We start from the raw sequence: 2,840 nt of genomic DNA on the forward strand, positions 1-2,840 counted from the left end.
TAGCGCTCGGGTAACACTCCGGACACCCGTGATGTTCCTACCCCACCAACCATGATCCACAAGACAGGCCCTAGGTGACTGGTGTTAAACGGGAGAATCACGTTCCGTGTTGGCAAAAGCACGGCTGTACTGGTCGCTGGCCGCCGTACAGCGTCCGACGGGGGTCGCGGCGACCCTCCGATATGGCCAGATCCCGCGTTTAACACCAGTCACCTAGCACGTCAGCATCGAACGGCATCGCGAACCGATGCTCGGCCGGCACCGGCCGGCCGGGGACGGCGAGCGCGTGCGCGACCAGGCAGGTGGTGTTACACGACGTCGACGTCACCGGCGCCGAGACCGGCCAACGCGGTCGGCAGATGGCTGGGCAGCCACACGTCATCGTCGTCGCAGAACGCCACGAACTCGCCGCGGGCCGCGGCGATCCCGGCCTTACGGGCCGCGGCCAGACCACGGTTGGCCGGCAGGGTGATCAGCCGCACCGGTAGCAGCGCGGCGGTCTCGGCTACCAGGCCGGTGACGTCCGGGCCCGCGTCGTTGACCACCACCACCTCGTGCCCGGCGCCCGGCTGGGCTGCCACGCTGGCCAGGGCCCGACGCAGACCGTCCGGCCGGTCGAACGTGGTGATCACGGTGCTCACCGTCGGCCGGGCGCTCACCGGCTGGCCTTGGCGAGGGCGTCCAGCAGCGGGCCCGGATTACCGCGGTGGACGTAGCGGCATCCTCCGTCACCCAGCTCGGCGAGACGCCGGGTGAGCCGGGCACCATCGGCGGCGAACACGCCCGGGTCGCGGTGCTCGAACGGCAGGTGCCGCTGGTGCAGCCGGTCGTTGGCGAGCCAGTCCGTCCGCACGTGCCCGGCCAACTCAGCCGCCGCGGCGGGCACGTCGAGCACCGTCGGTGCGGCCACCGTTTCGTCCGAGCCCGCGTACCGGGGGAACACGACACTGATCCGCAGGGAGGCGAGCGGCACCAGGACCGGGTTCGGCTGGCCGAACCGGGCGAACGTGAAGTAGGCGGCGTCATCGGCGGCATGCCGGCGAGAGACCGGCACCTGCCGCCACGCCTGGATGTCGAACCCGTTGGCATCCCACGGCGCCGGCAGCCTGTCCCACAGGTCGACCAGCGTGCCGGCCTTAACCGGGATCGGCGTCGGCAGCGACGTCGCGGTCAGCCCGCCGTGCCCGTCGGGCAGCAGGATCAGGTGGTCGTTGGACAGCCACCGCCACCCGCGATCGAGCACCGCCCGCAACGCCAGGGTCGTCTTGCCGCCGCGCTTGTCCGCGGCGAACACCACCACCTGCTCGTCGGTGTAAACCGCCGAGGCGTGGACCATCGTGTACCCGGCCTGCTCACAGGCGGCCAGGAATACCTCCCGCACGACCTTGCGGGCGGTGACCGCCAGGTCGAACGCCGACGCCGACCACAACATCACCTCGCGCGTCGCAGCGTCGACCTGCACCCCGACCCCGAACGACGTGCGGCGCATCCCGGTCGGCACCGGCTCGCCGAGCGCGGTCACCGTCCACTGCGGCACGGCTCCTGCCGCAGCGCTCGGGTAGAACTCGGCGACGGTCTCGCGCACCAACGCCACCGGGGAGCAGACGGCGACCGTCACATCTCCCAAGCGGGCCAGCACTATGGCGTCGTCGTCGCACGTCCACGACGGCGCGGCGGACGGTTTCGGGTCGATCACGGTCACACCCCCCGGCGGCGAAGCGTCGATCCTTGCACCCGGGTACGACAGAACGAACACACTGGCTCTACCGTGCGTGATCAACATCGGCAGGGGTCGGACACTACTGGCCGCTGTCGAGGAGCCGGTCGAGCATGGTGATGATCCGGTCGAGCTTGCCGTGCGCCGCGGTCAGCGAGTCCTCGTGCCGGTCGAGTTTCTCGTTGTGCTGCGACTGGGTGATGGCCAGAGCCTGGATGGTGTGCTGCTGGGCGCGCAGCGTCTGGGCCATATCGGCGAGGTCGCGGTCACCGCTGGCCCGCAAGCCGGATTCCACGCCGAGGCGGTCCTCGATCGCGGTGATGCGTCGTTCGAGTTCTTCCAGGCTGCTCATGCGGTGGCTGCTCCCGTCACGGTCGCCGGTCGTAGGTAGGCGTACACGGTTTCGCGGCTGATGCCGTACTCGGCGGCCAGGGCGGATTTGCGTTCCCCGGCCGCGGCGCGCTGGCGTAGCTGGTCAGCCTGCTCGGCGGTCAGCGCCGGCTTGCGGCCGGTGTAGGCGCCGCGCTGCTTGGCCGCCGCGATCCCCTCCCGCTGGCGTTCCAGGATCAGCGCCCGCTCGAACTCCGCGAACGCGCCCATCACGCTCAGCAGCAGGGTGGCCATCGGCGAGTCCTCCCCGGTGAAGGTAAGGCTCTCCTTGACGAACTCCACCCGCACGCCCTTGCCGGTCAGCGTCCGGACCAGGCGGCGCAGGTCGTCGAGATTGCGGGCGAGGCGGTCCATGGAATGCACGAGGACGGTGTCGCCGTCGCGGACGAACGCGATCAGCTCGTCGAGCTTCGGCCGGGCGGTGTCCTTGCCTGACGCGGTGTCGGTGAACACCCGGTCGAGGTTGACGCCGTCGAGCTGGCGCACCGTGTTCTGCTCGACCGTGCTGACTCTGACGTAACCCACCCGCACCCGAACACCCCTTCCCCGCCGAAATGTCAAGCTGGACCTTATAACCCTGGCGGACAAGCGTCAAGAAACGCCACAGCGGATTCTATTCTGACGCGGTTGTCTGGATCGGCGGATGTGGTGTTGGGGTAGGCCTTGTCGGCCAGGATCCGGGCGGGTCGGGTACGCGGGCGTCCGACTCGGTGTGGGATGCGGATGGCGTTCA

Annotated in this window: 4 protein-coding genes; all 4 read right to left on the reverse strand. The window is 69.7% G+C overall.

Features of this window, described 5'->3' with window-relative positions; translation table 11 throughout:
• Positions 1–308 precede the first annotated feature (308 nt).
• The gene (locus ACLQ24_RS29170; protein WP_425894951.1) at positions 309–659 is read right to left on the reverse strand and encodes a glycosyltransferase family 2 protein; all 351 of its coding nucleotides are present in this window, start codon (positions 657–659) and stop codon (positions 309–311) included.
• The gene (locus ACLQ24_RS29175; RefSeq protein WP_425894952.1) at positions 656–1,696 is read right to left on the reverse strand and encodes a hypothetical protein; all 1,041 of its coding nucleotides are present in this window, start codon (positions 1,694–1,696) and stop codon (positions 656–658) included. Before ACLQ24_RS29175 ends, ACLQ24_RS29170 begins: the two co-directional genes overlap by 4 nt.
• A 103-nt stretch (positions 1,697–1,799) precedes the next feature.
• Positions 1,800–2,069: a hypothetical protein gene (locus ACLQ24_RS29180; protein ID WP_425894953.1), complete on the reverse strand. Its 270-nt coding sequence runs from the start codon at positions 2,067–2,069 to the stop codon at positions 1,800–1,802.
• Positions 2,066–2,638 (reverse strand): recombinase family protein, encoded by a 573-nt coding sequence (locus ACLQ24_RS29185; RefSeq protein WP_425894954.1) that lies wholly within the window; start codon positions 2,636–2,638, stop codon positions 2,066–2,068. The genes ACLQ24_RS29180 and ACLQ24_RS29185 overlap by 4 nt, the downstream gene beginning before the upstream one ends.
• Positions 2,639–2,840 lie beyond the last annotated feature (202 nt).

The organism is Micromonospora sp. DT4 (genome assembly GCF_049841675.1).
Taxonomy (GTDB): domain Bacteria; phylum Actinomycetota; class Actinomycetes; order Mycobacteriales; family Micromonosporaceae; genus Micromonospora.